The organism is Psychrobacter sp. 1U2 (assembly GCF_051847575.1).
The window spans coordinates 1-744 of the sequence record NZ_JBPYDC010001005.1 but is presented as its reverse complement, the minus strand read 5'-3'; the positions used below and the strand labels follow the sequence as shown (position 1 = coordinate 744).

General features: G+C 39.0%; 1 protein-coding gene and 1 pseudogene. Both read left to right on the top strand.

From position 1 onward, the window contains the following. Positions 1 to 198 (top strand): annotated as a pseudogene (locus ACS8FD_RS20045) (hypothetical protein); the annotation flags it as partial. Between the two features lie 216 nt (positions 199 to 414). Next, positions 415 to 744: alpha/beta hydrolase-fold protein (locus ACS8FD_RS20040; RefSeq protein ID WP_439277160.1), on the top strand; the 330-nt coding region annotated here is incomplete at its 3' end.

Here is a 744-nt window from a genome sequence, read left to right as displayed (position 1 = left end):
GTCGTCGGTAGTTTGATGGAGACAGCATTACCAGCGTTTGAAAAAGTATTGTTTGATAAAACGCGCTCCTCGGTAGAGCATCTTACTAATAATACGGAAGCCAGCGGCGCAATGCTTGAAGATACTATTAATAATAATGCCATCAATGATGATGCTATCAATAGTAATAAAAGCACTGCTATGTCCGGCGCAAAGTAATGAATAAGCGTCATTTTGTTTAAGTCATAGTAGCGATCTACTATGCTCGCCACTATTATCATCTTATGTGATCGCGCGTTTGATTTTGCTCACAATGACGTATCTTTCGTTTTACTTATCACTACGTCCGTCATTTCTGAAAATGTTATCATTGTCTTATTGGTTGACGCGATAAAGCATGATTTATTTTAAGTTCAATAAAAAAGGATAGTCATTATGAACAATTCTTATAACAACAGTTTATCTACTAATACTCAGCTCACACAAAAAAGCGTGAATCGCTGCTTTGATGGCGAACAGCATTATTACAGTCATCAATCGACAGCGACCAAAACGTCAATGACGTTTAGTATCTATTTGCCAGATGAGGCGCTAGCAGGAAAGGATTGTCCTGCCATCTTATATCTATCAGGTTTGACTTGTAATGCTGACAACGTCACTCATAAAGCGCATTTTCAACAAAGATGTAGCGAGCTTGGCATGATATTTATCGCGCCAGACACTTCTCCTAGAAGTAGCGAAGATGATGACGTGCCAAACGATGAG